Source organism: Curtobacterium sp. MEB011 (assembly GCF_030209655.1).
GTDB classification, from domain to species: domain Bacteria; phylum Actinomycetota; class Actinomycetes; order Actinomycetales; family Microbacteriaceae; genus Curtobacterium; species Curtobacterium poinsettiae.
In genome coordinates, this window is sequence record NZ_JARVRN010000012.1 from 71,176 (window position 1) to 85,650 (window position 14,475).

The 14,475-nt window shown below is 70.1% G+C and carries 11 protein-coding genes; 6 read left to right on the top strand and 5 right to left on the bottom strand.

The genetic code is table 11. The annotated features are described in order from the left end of the window. The first annotated feature begins 11 nt into the window (after window positions 1-11). From qcrA to QRN30_RS15170, 3 genes are all read left to right on the top strand, one after another. Complete coding sequence (gene qcrA, locus QRN30_RS15160) at window positions 12-1,076, top strand: cytochrome bc1 complex Rieske iron-sulfur subunit (protein WP_017887338.1); 1,065 nt, start codon at window positions 12-14, stop codon at window positions 1,074-1,076. Then, window positions 1,076-2,764 carry a cytochrome bc1 complex cytochrome b subunit gene (gene qcrB, locus QRN30_RS15165; RefSeq protein ID WP_017887339.1) on the top strand — a complete coding sequence of 563 codons (1,689 nt, stop codon included), beginning with the start codon at window positions 1,076-1,078 and terminating at the stop codon, window positions 2,762-2,764. Before qcrA ends, qcrB begins: the two co-directional genes overlap by 1 nt. A 167-nt stretch (window positions 2,765-2,931) precedes the next feature. Further along, window positions 2,932-3,891 (top strand): phosphodiesterase, encoded by a 960-nt coding sequence (locus QRN30_RS15170; protein WP_017887340.1) that lies wholly within the window; start codon window positions 2,932-2,934, stop codon window positions 3,889-3,891. Between the two features lie 596 nt (window positions 3,892-4,487). Here the strand turns inward: QRN30_RS15170 and QRN30_RS15175 are convergent. Genes QRN30_RS15175 through QRN30_RS15190 form a run of 4 tightly spaced genes read right to left on the bottom strand, consistent with a single transcriptional unit; the run spans window position 4,488 to window position 8,635 of the window. Then, entirely contained in the window at window positions 4,488-6,041 is a 1,554-nt protein-coding gene (locus tag QRN30_RS15175) for a stealth family protein (protein ID WP_017887341.1), read from the bottom strand. 49 nt (window positions 6,042-6,090) lie between these two features. After that, a complete protein-coding gene (locus QRN30_RS15180) occupies window positions 6,091-6,474 on the bottom strand; it encodes a DUF6804 family protein (protein WP_284761294.1) in 384 nt (127 codons plus the stop codon). Window positions 6,475-6,521: 47 nt separating this feature from the next. Continuing rightward, window positions 6,522-7,106, bottom strand: coding sequence for a GDSL-type esterase/lipase family protein (locus QRN30_RS15185; RefSeq protein WP_042537205.1), 585 nt, complete (start codon window positions 7,104-7,106; stop codon window positions 6,522-6,524). Then, a complete protein-coding gene (locus QRN30_RS15190) occupies window positions 7,103-8,635 on the bottom strand; it encodes an SDR family oxidoreductase (protein ID WP_031259825.1) in 1,533 nt (510 codons plus the stop codon). The genes QRN30_RS15185 and QRN30_RS15190 overlap by 4 nt, the downstream gene beginning before the upstream one ends. 43 nt (window positions 8,636-8,678) lie before the next feature. Between QRN30_RS15190 and deoC the strand changes: the two genes are divergently transcribed. From deoC to QRN30_RS15205, 3 genes are all read left to right on the top strand, one after another. Continuing rightward, entirely contained in the window at window positions 8,679-9,410 is a 732-nt protein-coding gene (gene deoC / locus QRN30_RS15195; RefSeq protein ID WP_082046801.1) for a deoxyribose-phosphate aldolase, read from the top strand. 135 nt (window positions 9,411-9,545) lie between these two features. Beyond that, complete coding sequence (locus QRN30_RS15200; RefSeq protein WP_017887346.1) at window positions 9,546-10,499, top strand: ROK family protein; 954 nt, start codon at window positions 9,546-9,548, stop codon at window positions 10,497-10,499. A gap of 192 nt (window positions 10,500-10,691) precedes the next feature. Continuing rightward, the gene (locus QRN30_RS15205) at window positions 10,692-11,273 is read left to right on the top strand and encodes a type IV toxin-antitoxin system AbiEi family antitoxin (protein ID WP_284761297.1); all 582 of its coding nucleotides are present in this window, start codon (window positions 10,692-10,694) and stop codon (window positions 11,271-11,273) included. Window positions 11,274-12,115: 842 nt separating this feature from the next. Here the strand turns inward: QRN30_RS15205 and QRN30_RS15210 are convergent. Next, on the bottom strand, window positions 12,116-14,440 hold the full coding sequence (locus QRN30_RS15210; RefSeq protein ID WP_228500332.1) for a RelA/SpoT family protein: 2,325 nt from the start codon (window positions 14,438-14,440) through the stop codon (window positions 12,116-12,118). Between the last annotated feature and the right edge of the window lie 35 nt (window positions 14,441-14,475).

Below are 14,475 nucleotides of genomic sequence, written 5' to 3' on the forward strand. Positions count from 1 at the left end.
AAGGGAACACCATGGCAGAGCACGACGACGAGACGCTGAACTCGTCCTCGGCTGTCGAGAAGCACGGCACGACCACCTCCCCCGGGATCGCGGTCCTCCCCGTCGACCCGTTCGAGAACCCGGGCGAGCCGCCGCACCGTCCGCGTCGCACCGACGTCGACCCGAAGAAGCAGCGTCTGGCCGAGCGCCAGGTCGCCGCCTACTTCTACCTGTCGATCGTCGGCAGCGTCCTGTCGATCGCCGCGTACATCGCCTTCCCGATCGACCCGAGCGACTTCGGGACGGTCCGCACCGCGAACCTCTTCCTTGGCCTGTCGATCGCCCTCGCGCTCCTCGCCCTCGGTCTCGGAGCCGTCTACTGGTCGAAGTCGCTCGTCGTCGACCGTGAGATCACGGAGCTCCGCCACGGCACCCGCGGCACCGACGAGACCCGCGCCAAGGCGGTCGAGGCGTTCCAGCTCGCCGACAAGGAGTCGGGCTTCAGCCGTCGCAAGCTGATCCGCAACTCGATGATCGGTGCTCTGGCCGCGTTCCCGCTCCCCGGCATCGTCCTGGTCCGTGACCTCGCTCCGGCCGAGGACCCGAACGAGCTGCTCCGTCACACCTTCTGGAAGCAGGGCCTGCGCCTGACGAAGGACCCGACGGGTCTTCCGATCAAGGCCTCCGACGTCACCATCGGTTCGGTGTTCCACGTCATCCCCGAGGGCATGCTCGAGTCCGAGCACATGCTCGAGGAGAAGGCGAAGGCCTCCGTCCTCCTGATGCGTCTCGACCCGAAGGACCTCAACCCGTCCAAGGGCCACGAGAACTGGGGCTACGACGGCATCGTCGCGTACTCCAAGATCTGCACCCACGTCGGGTGCCCTGTCGCGCTCTACGAACAGCAGACGCACCACCTGCTGTGCCCGTGCCACCAGTCCACCTTCGATGTCTCGAACAACTGCGAGGTCATCTTCGGTCCGGCAGCACGCCCCCTCCCCCAACTTCCTATCGCGATCGACGACGACGGCTACCTGGTTGCCCAGAGCGACTTCCACGAGCCGGTCGGACCGTCCTTCTGGGAGCGTGAACGCTGATGACCAGCACCACCACCACCGCACCGAACACGTCGACGAACAAGCCGGCACCGGAGCGCGGATCCCGCATCATCGGCGGGGTCTCGAACTACATCGACGAGCGCACCAGCATCTCGGGCCTCGTCAAGGAAGTCGGCCGGAAGATCTTCCCGGACCACTGGAGCTTCATGCTCGGCGAGGTGGCGCTGTACAGCTTCGTCGTCGTGCTGCTCTCCGGGACCTTCCTGACGTTCTTCTTCCAGGCGTCCATGACCGAGGTCATCTACAACGGCTCGTACGTCCCGCTCAAGGGTGTTGCGATGTCGACGGCGCTGCAGTCCACGCTCGACATCTCGTTCGACATCCGTGGCGGGCTCTTCGTCCGTCAGGTCCACCACTGGGCAGCCCTGCTGTTCGTGGCGTCGATCATGCTGCACATGGCCCGCGTGTTCTTCACCGGTGCCTTCCGCAAGCCGCGTGAGCTCAACTGGGTCTTCGGCTTCCTGCTCTGGGTCCTCGCCATGGCCGAGGGCTTCACCGGATACTCGCTCCCCGACGACCTGCTCTCCGGAAACGGCCTGCGGATCATCGTCGGCATGATCGAGGGTGTCCCGGTCATCGGCGTGTGGATCGCCTACCTGCTCTTCGGTGGCGAGTTCCCGGGTACCGACATCGTCGGCCGCCTGTACACGCTGCACATCCTGCTGCTGCCGGCGATCCTCGTCGCGGTGCTCGGTGTCCACCTCGTGCTCGTCGTGATCAACAAGCACACCCAGTTCGCCGGTCCGGGCAAGACCAACGAGAACGTCGTCGGCGTCCCGATCCTCCCGGCGTTCGCCGCGAAGGCCGGTGGCTTCTTCTTCATCGTCGCGGGCATCCTGGCCCTCATCGCGTCGCTGTTCACGATCAACCCGATCTGGAACTACGGCCCGTACGACCCCTCCCCGGTGTCCGCCGGTACCCAGCCCGACTGGTACATCGGCTTCGCCGACGGCGCGCTGCGTCTGGTGCCGCCGCACTGGGAGGTCGTGTGGTTCGGCTACACGGTGTCGTTCAACATCCTGGCGCCGATCGCGGTCCTGGTGCTGCTCATCCTGGCGATCCTGCTCTACCCCTTCATCGAGGCGTGGGTCACGGGCGACAAGCGTGAGCACCACATCCTCGATCGTCCGCGCAACGCCCCGACGCGCACCGCGTTCGGTGCCGCTGGCATCACGCTCTACGCGAGCCTCTGGGCAGCAGCCTCTTCGGACATCATCGCGACGCACTTCCTGGTGTCGATCGAACACGTGATCCACGTGATCCAGGCGACGACGGTCCTCGGTCCGTTCATCGCCTTCTGGATCACGAAGCGTGTCTGCCTCGCCCTCCAGAAGAAGGACCGCGAGATCGTCCTGCACGGGTACGAGTCGGGCCGCATCGTCCGACTCCCCCACGGTGAGTACATCGAGGTGCACGAGCAGCTCGACGAGTACGAGCGGTGGAAGCTCCTGCAGTTCAACGAGTACAAGCCGCTGATGATCCGCCCGAACGCCAAGGGCAAGATCACGGGTCTGCAGAAGGTCCGCGCCGGCGTCTCCCGCTTCTTCTTCGAGGACCGCATCGAGCCGGTCTCGAAGGCCGAGCTCGAGGCAGCGCACGCCGCGCACCACGGCCCGAACCTCGAGGGTGGCCACCAGGCTCCTCAGATCGGCGCCGGGGATCACTGATCCGAGGCACACGAAGCAACCCCCGTCACCAAGTGGCGGGGGTTTCTTCGTGCACAGGGCAACACGCCGCCCCCAGTTCACGGCTGGTTCACCGTCACGTGCTGGACTCGTCCAGGACGGTGTGGCAACGTGTTGCACCACGCATCCGCCAACGGAATGAGACCCCGATGGACAGCCGGACGGCCGAACACCCCAGGCCGAACCACTTCCTCCTCCACCTCAGCGACACGCACCTCGTATCCGGGGATCGTGATCTCTACGGCGATGTCGACTCCGCCGCGCGGCTCACGCAGATCGTCGCGGACATCGAAGCCTCGGGCACGCGTCCCGAAGCGATCGTCGTCACCGGCGACGTCGCCGACAAGGGCGAGCCGGGTGCGTACGCCCGCGTCCGCGCGATCCTGGAGCCGGCGGCCGAGCGCATCGGTGCGCAGGTGATCTGGGCGATGGGCAACCACGACGAGCGCGGCGCCTTCCGCCAGGAGCTCTTCGGCCTGCAGCCCACCGACCGCCCGGTCGACTTCGTGTACGACGTCAACGGTCTCCGTGTGATCACACTCGACACGAGTGTGCCCGGTCACCACCACGGCGAGGTCTCCCCCGAGCAGCTCGACTGGCTCGCCGAGGTCCTGTCCGAGGCGGCACCGCACGGCACCATCCTGGCGATGCACCACCCGCCCGTGCCGAGCGTGCAGGACCTCACCGTCCTCGTCGAACTGCGCGACCAGCAGGCCCTGGCCGAGGTCGTCGAGGGCAGTGACGTCCTCGCCATCATCGCCGGGCACCTGCACTACTCGACCAGCGCCGTGTTCGCCGGCATCCCGGTGTCCGTCGCCAGTGCGACCTGCTACACGCAGGACCTCACGGAGTACCAGGGCGGCACCCGCGGCCGGGACGGCGCGCAGTCGTTCAACCTCGTGCACGTGTACGGCCACAACGTCGTCCACTCCGTCGTGCCGATCGGGCACTACGCCACCGTCGGGCAGCCCGTCTCCGCTCTCGAGACCGAGGCGAAGCTCGCGGCACACGGCGTGACGATCCCCGCAGCCGTGGAGCCCGCACCGGTCACCTCGAGCATCCCGGTCTTCACGCTCGACTCGGTGCCCGTCTCCCCCGTGCACCGGTAGCACTCCGCACTTCGCGTGCAGAAGAGGTCGGGTCCGTCACGCAGACCCGACCTCTTCTGCTCACGAAGCGTGGGTGGGCGTGGGCGGTCATGACTCCCCGCGGGTGGTGCGTCGCGTGGTCACGTTCCGTCGTCTGGCGGCCCGGCAAGCGACGGTTCGTGACCGTTGGGCGGGCGGCCGACGGGGTGTCCTGACCGCGCGCCACGGACGGACTGGAGGCCCGTGGCGGGCGCGCCACGGGCCTCCAGGCTCGCGGGATGGTCGCGACCCACCGCACGTGGTGCGTCGCGTGGTCACGTTCCGTCGTCTGCCAACGGCGAGGCCGACGGCTTGTGACCAGTCGGCGCGCAGGTCGCGGGGTGTCGTGACCGGTCGGCGTGCGGCTGCGGCCGACACGCGTGGCCGGGTTCCGGCTCCGGGCTCGCAGGCTCGCCCGGAGCGCCCCAGCAGGCCGCTGGCGCGTCGTACGCCCACCGTGGGACCGGGCTCGCAGGCTCGCCTGGAGCGCCCCAGCAGGCCGCTGGCGCGTCCTAAGCGCACCGTGGGACCCGGCTCGCAGGCTCGCCCGGAGCGCCCCAGCAGGCCGCTGGCGCGTCCTACGCGCTGGGGCGCTCCCACGGCGCGGGGAACGGGAAGTACCGCTCCAGGAAGTCCGTCACGCGCTGCGTGCGCTCCTCGTCGCTGACCTCCGGGAAGCTGCCGTCGTTGAGGCAGAAGAAGTCCACGTTCCGCTTCTTCAGCAGGTCGTCGAGGGCCTTGAGTCCGGAGACCATGGTCGTGTCGATGTACCCGACGGAGGAGTTCTCCTGGATGATCGCCCGGCCGGTGAGCAGCGAGTAGTAGTGGTAGAGCGAGTTCGTCACCGAGATGTTGTCGGCGGCGCGGAAGCGTGACGCTGCAGTGGCCGCGAACTCGTCGGCGAACTCGTGCTCCATCTCGGTCATGATCGACGCACGCAGGGGCGTCGGCGCGTGCTCGAGGTGGCGGGTCGTCACCGCGCCGAAGCGCTGCTGCAGGAGGCCGCGGTTGACCCGGGCGGAGTTCTCGAAGCCGCTGCGTGCCGGGTTGTTGGAACCGAGGCCGATCCGGGTCGACGCGAGGATGAACTTCGTGACCGACCCCGGGCTGTAGAACACCGAGGGGTCGACCAGCCGGCCGAAGAACATGTCGTCGTTCGAGTAGATGAAGTGCTCGCTGATGCCCGGGATGTGGTGCAGCTGCGACTCGACGGCCTGCGAGTTGTGCGTCGGCAGCACGGACGGGTCGGCGAAGAACTCCTCGCTGCGGACGATCCGGACCTTCGGGTGGTCGGCGAGCCAGTGCGGCGCAGGCGAGTCCGTGGCGATGTAGATCTGGCGGATCCACGGCGCGAAGGTGTGGACCGAGCGCAGCGCGTACTTCAGTTCGTCGATCTGGCGGAAGCGGGCGGGAGCGTCGTCGCCCTCGCCCAGGACGGCGTTCGACTGTGCGGCCTGGCGAGCGCGCTGGTACTCGATGGCGTTGCCGTCGACCCACGAGAAGACGATGTCGATCGGGAACCGGATGTCCGAGACGTGGTCGTCGAACATGTGCTCGACGGTGCGCCAGGTGCGGCCGTAGCGCTCGATGTCGACGAGGACGAACTCGTCGATCGGCAGGCTGCGACGCATCAGGGCGTTCTCGACGGGTGCGAGGACCTCGGTGTCGGTGACGCGCCAGAACTCGAGCTGGACGCTGGTCTCGGCGCCGTAGCGCAGGCGTCCGAGGGGCTCGAGGCGCGGGCGGAACACACGGAGCACGGGTTCCTCGACGGAGCCGAGTCCGTCGTCCTGCACGAGCACTGCCGGCTTGCCCGGGGGCTTCGCGTAGAACGGCTCGTTGACGGCGGCCGACATCACGGCGCTCTCGGCTCGCTGGCGGTCGCGCTCGTCCAGCGCGATCACCGGACGCTGGTCGTTCCCGCGGATGAGCAGGTGGTCGACGTCAGCCGCGGTGAGTGCGTCGTCGAGGAACAGCAGGTCCTCGATCATCGACTGCTGCGGCGTGAGGTGTCCGTTGATCAGGGTCAGTCGTCCCTTGCGGACGACGACGTCGGATCGGTCGAGACCGCCGGAGGACGGTCGAGGGTTCAGCAGAGGACTCTCGGTCACCGGCTCGGTCTCGTCGTTCATCCATGCCCTTCGGGTCGTGCGGCCGGGTCCTGTACCCGACCTGCCGATCCTACCGTCCGTCGGTCTCGCGGGGCACCTTGACCACGATGCCCACCACGATGAACAGCGCGGCGGCCACCAGCTGCAGGCCCGCCCACACCTGCCCCGGGATCGGCACCGTGACGAGCGGGTTCCAGCAGACCGCGACCGCGGCCATGAGCAGCGCGGCCCACCAGACCTTCCCCCGCACCGTGAAGACGAGCACGATCAACGCGATGACAGTGACGCCCCAGCGGGCGAAGACGAACCCCGACGAGTCCACGATGGCGACGCACGCCAGGAGCACGATCGCAGCGATCAACCCGGGCGCCAGCGCCGGCCGGGTGAACGGCGGCGTCTCGCGTGCGCGGGCGGCCGGTGCGGCGGCCGCGGGTCGCGAGGATCCCGCGGGCACGCCGTGTTGCGACGACCCCACCGGGGGCCGCCCCTTGCGTGCGGCCATCAGTCCGAGTCGCCGTCGATGGTGATCGCCTGGATCGACCGCGACATCGGCGGCAGCTCACGGACCCGCTCGAGGGCCGGCACGAGTTCACCGACGAACGCGCGGTAGCCGTCCTCGGTCAGGTGCAGGCCGTCCTCGGTGAAGCGGGCGTCCAGGTGGTCGCCGTCTGCCAGGGCGGGCCAGGCGTCGAGGTACTGGGCGTGGCAGGTGGCGACGAACTGGCGCAGGTGCCGGTTCGCCTGCTCGATCTTCGCGGCGTACTCGGCCTGCCGCGGCAGGATCGAGACGAGCAGCAGGCGGACACCCGGCAGTTCACGGCGGAGCGTGACGAGCGCGGTCTCGACGTTGCGGACCACGTGCTCGGCGCTGGCGCGGTGGCCGCCGAAGTCGTTCGTGCCGATGAGCAGCACGATCACCTCGGGCTGCTCGGCGACGACGGCGTCGAGGCGCGTCAGCACGCCGTCGGTCGTGTCGCCACCGATGCCCTGGTTCAGCGTGTGCTCGTCGGGGAGCCAGGTGTCCCAGTCGCCCTGTTCGGTGATGCTGTCCCCCAGGAAGAGGACGGGGCTGCGGTCGTCGGTCATGCTGCCTCCTCGTGCGCCGGCTCGGGGGTCCCGGTCTGCTGCGTCCGGTTGCGCTGCGTGGACTCGGTCTGGTCGGACTCCCGCTCGGCGGCGGCGGTGATGCGCTCGACCATACCGGGGAAGATGATGCCGTGGAACGGCAGGATGCCGTACCAGTACAGGCGTCCGGCGAGTCCCTGCGGGAAGTAGATCGCCCGCTGGCGGTAGTCGCTGCCGCCTTCGGGGTTCGGCGTGACGGTCATCTCGAGCCACGCGCGGCCCGGCGACTTGAACTCGGCACGGAGCCGCAGGTACCGGCCGCGCTCGAGCCGTTCGACGCGCCACCAGTCGAGCGCGTCGCCCTGCTCGAGGCGCTGTTGGTCGCGACGGCCACGGTTCAGTCCGACGCCACCGGCGATCTTGTCCATCCAGCCGCGGGCGACCCAGGCGAGCGGGAACGAGTACCATCCGTTGTCGCCACCGATCGACTCGACGACACGCCAGACGTCCGCGGCGGAGGCACTCGAGTGCCGCTTTCGGTCGTCGACGTAGACGGTGTGCCCGGCCCAGTCGGGGTCGTTCGGCATCGGGTCGGCGGAGGCGCTGGAGAGCGTCGCGCTCCGCCAGCTGGTCTGCACCTGGCCGGTGCGCATCTTGTTGAGCGCGAGGCGGACGGCCCGACGGTAGGAGGTGAGCCCGCCCTCGGGCTTCGGTACGACGTCGTCGATGTCGTGCTCGCGCTGGACGCACTCGAACTGCAGCGACTCGATGATGGGCGTCGCGAGCTTGCGCGGGATCGGGGTGACGACGTTGAACCAGTGCGCGGCGAGCCGCGGGGTGAGCACCGGCAGCACGGTTATCGGGCGCTGCGGCAGCTTCGCCTCGACCGCGTAGCCGTTCAGCATCTGGCCGTACCGCAGGACGTCGGGGCCACCGATGTCGAAGGTGCGGTTGACGTCGGCGGGGACGTCCAGGGCGGCCACCAGGTAGTACAGGACGTCGCGCACCGCGATCGGCTGGATGCGGTTGCGGACCCAGCGCGGCGCAGGCATCCACGGCAGGACGTCGGTGAGGTGCCGGATCATCTCGAACGAGGTGCTGCCCGAGCCGATCACGACGCCGGCCTGGTACGCCACGGTGGGCACACCGGAGCCGAGGAGGATCTCCCCCACCTCCTTGCGGCTGCGGAGGTGCTTGGACAGCTCGCCGTCGGGGTGCAGCCCGCCCAGGTAGACGAACCGGCTGACCCCCGCCGTCTTCGCCTCGTGCGCCATGGTCTCGGCGGCCTCGTGTTCGGCCGACTCGAAGTCGCCGTCGGCGCCCATCGCGTGGGCCAGGTAGTAGACCGCCTCGACCCCGTCGACGGCGGCGCGGACCGCGTCGGCGTCCTGGAGGTCGCCTTCCGCGACGTCCACGTCGCTGCTCCACGGGACGTCCTGGAGCTTCCGGGGGTTGCGCACGAACACCCGGACGGAGTGGCCGGCTTCGAGGAGACGAGGGACGAGACGACCACCGATGTACCCGGTGGCGCCGGTGACGAGGACCTGCATGCCCTGCACGCTACGCGGCACGCCTGACGGGTAGGCTTGCCGGGTGGACAACGCAGCCTTCCCCGTCACCGCCGATGCCGTCCGCGGCCTCATCGACCACGCGATCCTGAAGCCCGAACTCACCCGCGCGGACGTCGACGCCCAGCTCGACGAAGCCGCCGCCCACCGCGTCTTCAGCGTCTGTGTCCGTCCGAGCGACGTCGCGCACGCCGTCGAGCGCCTGACGGGCACCGGCGTCGGTGTCGGCACCGTGATCGGGTTCCCGCACGGCACCACGTCGACCGCGGCGAAGGTCGCCGAGTCGCTGCAGGCCCTGGCCGACGGCGCCTTCGAGCTGGACATGGTGCAGAACATCGGCGCCGCGAAGTCGGGCGACTGGCAGCGCGTCGAGCAGGACGTCCGCGCGGTCGTCGACGCCGCCGGGGACACCGTCGTCAAGGTGATCCTCGAGACCGCCTTCCTGACCGACGACGAGATCGTCGCTGCCTCGCGTGCGGCGCAGACCGCCGGTGCCGCGTTCGTGAAGACCTCGACCGGGTTCGCCGGCGGCGGCGCGACCGCCGAGCACATCGCCCTGATGCGCCGCACGGTCGGTGCCGACACCGGCGTGAAGGCCTCCGGCGGCGTCCGCGGCCTCGACACCCTGCTCGAGATGGTCGAGGCGGGCGCGAACCGCATCGGCACGAGCGCCTCGGCCCGCATCCTCGACGAGGTCGCGCACCGCGCCGAGACGGGCGCCGCGTCGGCGCTCGGCGACGACACGACGTCCTACTGAGCGGACACGGCTGAGCCCACCCGGCTGAGTCCATCCCACCCAGCCCGACCCACCACGACCAGGCCGGCGCCCACCGGACGCGACGACGCGTCGGTGACGCGCACCGGGCCTCCAGACCGCCGCATCGGAGCGCGCATGTCCAGCACCGCACCCCAGTCCCCCGCCCTCGCCCTGGCCGTCGACCTCGGCGGCACGAAGGTCGAGGCCGCGCTCGTCACCGACCAGGGGGTCGTGCTGCCCGCGACGCGGTTCCGCAGCCCCACGGGGCCGCAGCGCACCTCGGACGAGCTGCAGGCCGCCGTCGACGAGGTCGTCACGGCCGCGCTCGGCGCACTGCCCGCGGACACGACGCTCGTCGGCGTCGGCGTCGGCTCCGCCGGCCCGGTCGACGAGGAACACGGTCTGGTCTCGCCGCTCAACATGCCCGTGTGGCGGGGCCACCCGCTGCGCGACCGGATCGCGGCCCTCGTGCCGGAGAACGTGCCGGTGACGCTCCGCATGGACGGCCTGGCGATCACGCTCGCCGAGCACTGGGTCGGGGCTGCCCAGGGCTCCGACCACGTGATGGGCATGATCGTCTCCACCGGTGTCGGCGGCGGGCTCATCCTGCACGGCCGCACGGTCAGCGGCCCGACGGGGAACGCCGGGCACATCGGCCACGTCGAGTGTGGCGGCTACGACGACCCCTGCGCCTGCGGCGGGACCGGCTGCCTCGAGGCGATCGCCAGCGGCCCCAAGACCGTGGCCTGGGCTCGTCGGCAGGGCTTCGCGGGCACCACCGGCGAAGAGCTCTCGGCCGCGTACGCCGCCGGCGACGACATCGCGGTCGCCGCGGTCAAGCGCAGCGGCCGAGCCCTGGGCCAGGCCATCGCCGCCGCCACCAGCCTGGTCGACCTCGAGGTCGTCGCGATCGGTGGCGGGTTCTCGCACGTCACGCCCGACCTGTTCGAGTACGCCCGGCAGGCCGTGGCGGAGCGTGTCGAGTTCGGCTTCGTCACGAAGGTGCGGATCGTGCCGACGGGACTGTCGCAGGACGGCCCGCTCATCGGCGCCGCGGCGCTCGTCCACCGCGCCGACGTCCTGCGCTGAGCGCGCACACGCCGCGTCGCGGCCTCCCGGCAGGCTGCCGTCAGGTGGCAGCGTCGTCGACGCGCTTCGCGCTCTTGACGTGACCGGTGACCGCCTGGAGGCGCGGTGCGGGCCCGCCACGGGCCTCCCGGCCGGTCCGGGGCTTGTCCACAGGCCTGTCGGTCGCGACCGCAGGTCGGGCAGGATGTGCGGGTGCCCCGCCCGCGACTGCTGACCAGTGACGACTGGCCGGAACCCGAACTACGGGCGGCGGTCCTGGCCGGCGAACTGGTCGCGGTCGGGCCGTGCTGGGCCTCCCCCGCCGAACCGCAGACGCCGTCGTTGCGTGCCGCCGCGGCTGGCTGGGTGCTGCGCGACGCACGCTTGATCGCCTGCACGCTGACCGCCGCGTGGATCTGGGGTGCGGTGTCCCGTCCGCCGGCGCCGCTCGAGGCGTGCATCCCGCCGCAGGTCCGCGTGCACGTCGGCCCGGAGGTGCGCCTGCGCGAGGTCCGGATCGACGTCGACGACACCGCCGTCCTGGCGCGGCTCCGGGTCGCACTGCCGGCTCGTACCGCGATCGACCTGCTGCGGATGCCGGGGCCGACTGCGGGTGCGTTCGGGGCCGCTGAAGCGTCGGCCGTCCACGGGTTGCTCGCGATCGGAGCGGTGAGCGCCGCGGAGCTGCGGACGCGCCTGACAGCTCTTGGCACGATCCCCATGGTGCGACAGGCCGAGCGGCGGTTGCGTGCGGTGCAGGACGGTGCCGGGGGTGCTGGGGGTGAGATCCGGTAGTGCGTGGGGGTGGGGTCGTCGGTGGCGGGTGCAGGTGGTCAGGACACCCCGCTCACGTCCGCCGAGTGGTCACGGACTGTCGGGTGGCCGGGCCGCAGTCGACGGTTCGTGACCGGTGGACGGTGCCCGCGCGACGAGTCGTGACCGGTGACGGGCGGGAGGAGCGGGTCGGAGCCGCCGCGCGCCTCCGGTCCGGTGCCTGCGGGCGGTCAGGACACCCCGCTCACGTCCGCCGAGTGGACAAGGACTGTCGGGTGGCCGGGCCGCAGTCGACGGTTCGTGACCGGTCGACGGTGCCCGCGCGACGAGTCGTGACCGGTCCGCGGGCGGGAGGCGCCGGCCGGGGCTGCCGCGGGCCTCCGGTCCGGCGGGTGCGCACGGTCAGGACACCCCGCTCACGTCCGCCGAGTGGTCTCGAGCCGTCGGTTGGCAGGGCCGCAATCGACGGTTCGTGACCTGTCGACGGTGCCCGCGCGACGAGTCGTGACCGGCGATGGGCGGAAGGAGCGGGTCGGGGCTGCCGCGGGCCTCCGGTCCGGCGCGCGCGGGCGGTCAGGGCACCCCGCTCACGTCCGCCGAGTGGTCACGATCTGTCTGTCGGCAGGGGCGCAGCCGACGATTCGTGACCGGTCGACGGTGCCCGCGCGACGAGTCGTGACCGGTCCGCGCGCGGGAGGCGCGGGGCGGGGCCGCCGCGCGCCTCCGGTCCGGTGCCTGCGGGCGGTCAGGACACCCCGCTCACGTCCGCCGAGTGGTCACGACCTGTCGGTCGGCGGGGCCGCAATCGACGAGTCGTGACCGTCCGAGAAACGGACCGGGAGGCGCTGGGCCCTGCTCCGGTACTAGCCGGCGCTGACGCGGTAGACGTCGTAGACGGCGTCGATACGACGCACTGCGTTGAGCACACGGTCGAGGTGGATGGTGTCACCCATCTCGAACACGAACCGGCTGAGCGCTAGGCGGTCGGACGAGGTCGACACCGTCGCGGACAGTATGTTCACGTGGTGATCCGTCAGCACTCGGGTGACGTCGCTGAGCAGGCCCGACCGATCGAGCGCCTCGATCTGGATCTGCACCAGGAACACCGACTTCGACGACGGGGCCCACTCGACCTCGATCATCCGGTCGGGCTCGTTCATGAGCGACTTCACGTTGGTGCACGACGACTGGTGCACGGAGACGCCCTGGCCACGAGTGATGAAGCCCACGATCTGGTCGCCCGGCACCGGGGTGCAGCACTTCGCGAGCTTGACGAGGATGTCGGGCGCCCCGCGGACCAGCACGCCGCTGTCGCTGGTGCGCAGCTGGCGACTGGTGACCTGGCGGGGGAACGCGAGTTCGGGTTCGTCGGCCTCGGTCTCGGTCTGGACGTTCCCGAGGACCTTCTCGATCACCGACTGGGTCGAGACGTGGCCCTCGCCGATGGCGGCGTACAGTGCGGAGACGTCCTCGTAGCGCATCGACGAGGCGACCTCGGCGATGCTGTCCTGGCTCATGATGCGCTGGAGCGGCAGATTCTGCTTGCGCATCGCACGCGCGATGGCGTCGCGGCCCTGCTCGATCGCCTCTTCGCGGCGCTCCTTGGTGAACCACTGCTTGATCTTGTTGCGCGCGCGGGGGCTGCGGACGAACTGCAGCCAGTCCTGCGAGGGGCCGGAGTCGGGGTTCTTCGACGTGAAGATCTCGACCACGTCACCGCTGGAGAGCTGGCTCTCGAGCGGGACCAGGCGGCCGTTGACCTTCGCACCCATCGTGCGGTGGCCGATCTCGGTGTGGACGGCGTAGGCGAAGTCGACCGGGGTGGCGCCGGCGGGCAGACCGATGACCTTGCCCTGCGGCGTGAAGACGTACGTCTCCTTGGCGCCGATCTCGTACCGGAGCGAATCGAGGAACTCGCCCGGGTCGCTGGTCTCGGCCTGCCAGTCGGTGATGTGGGCGAGCCACGCCATGTCCTGGTCGTCCGTCGTGGACGAGGTGCCGGCGTCACGGCCGGCAGCGCGCTGCTTGTACTTCCAGTGGGCGGCGACACCGAACTCGGCACGCTGGTGCATCTCGTGCGTGCGGATCTGGATCTCGACCGCGCGGCCCTGCGGTCCGAGCACCGTGGTGTGCAGCGACTGGTACAGGTTGAACTTGGGGGTCGCGATGTAGTCCTTGAAGCGACCGGGCAGCGGGGTCCACCGCGCGTGCACCGAGCCGAGCATGGCGTAGCAGTCGCGGACGGTCGGCACGAGGACGCGGATGCCGACGAGGTCGTAGATCTCGTCGAATTCACGACCCCGCACGATCATCTTCTGGTAGATCGAGTAGTACTGCTTCGGCCGACCCATCACGTCACCGCGGACCTTGGCGGCCTTCAGGTCCTTCTTGAGGGTGCCGATGACGTTCTGGACGAACTGCTCGCGCTTCGGTTGGCGTTCCTTGACCAGGCTGTCGATCTCGACGTAGAGCTTCGGGTGCAGGACCGCGAACGACAGGTCCTCGAGCTCGAGCTTGATCATCTGGATGCCGAGCCGGTGCGCGAGGGGCGCGTAGATCTCGAGCGTCTCCTTCGCCTTGCGCGTGGCAGACGCGGACTCGACGAAGCCCCAGGTGCGGGCGTTGTGCAGGCGGTCGGCGAGCTTGATGACGAGGACTCGGATGTCCTTCGACATCGCGATGACCATCTTGCGGACGGTCTCGGCCTGCGCGCTGTCGCCGTACTTGACCTTGTCGAGCTTGGTGACGCCGTCGACGAGCATCGCGATCTCGTCGCCGAAGTCCACCCGCAGCTGGTCGAGCTGGTAGTCGGTGTCCTCGACGGTGTCGTGCAGGAGCGCTGCAGCGATGGTGATCGTCCCGATGCCGAGGTCGGCCAGGATCTGCGCGACCGCGACGGGGTGCGTGATGTACGGCTCACCGGACTTGCGCTTCTGCCCGTCGTGCGCGCGCTCGGCGACCGAGTAGGCGCGCTCGATGAGGGTCACGTCGGCCTTGGGGTGGTGCGACCGGACCGTGCGGATCAGGGTGTCCACCGCACCGGCCGGCTGCGCACGCGAGAACAGGCGCGGCAGCAGCGAGCGGAGGGAACCGAGGTTGCCGGTGGTGTTCGGACCGATCGGGCTCGAGGGCTGCGGGGCGGAGCCCGGGCGGCTCGGCGCGGACGGCTCTTCGCGGGTGTCCGTCATGATGCGCCTCCCAGGACTCGGTCCGAGAGCTCGAT